The 255-nt window shown below is 70.6% G+C and carries 1 pseudogene; it reads right to left on the bottom strand.

Going from position 1 to position 255, the window contains the following annotated elements:
• Positions 1-211 (bottom strand): annotated as a pseudogene (locus tag WCE05_RS26545) (PAAR domain-containing protein); the annotation flags it as partial.
• Between the last annotated feature and the right edge of the window lie 44 nt (positions 212-255).

The following is a 255-nucleotide window of genomic DNA, read 5'->3' on the forward strand; positions in this document are numbered from 1 at the left end:
GCTCGGCCAGCTCAAGCAGCACCTGGGAAAAGGACATGCTGTGTGGCACGATGTAGAAACCGGGCTCGAGGGTGCCGGGCAGCGCGCTGGCGTAATGCCGCGAAGCGCCGTCGAGCGCAGGGTTCCAGGCTTGGGCAGGGGGCGTACTGGCTCGCGCCGTGGCCTGCTGCGAGGCCTGCGGAGACGGCGGCGGGCTGAAGAGCGGCGCCACCACACGGTTGCTCCCGCTAGGGCACCCGCAGGCCACCAATGCCC

This window comes from Pseudomonas sp. I2, assembly GCF_040984075.1.
GTDB lineage: Bacteria > Pseudomonadota > Gammaproteobacteria > Pseudomonadales > Pseudomonadaceae > Aquipseudomonas > Aquipseudomonas guariconensis_B.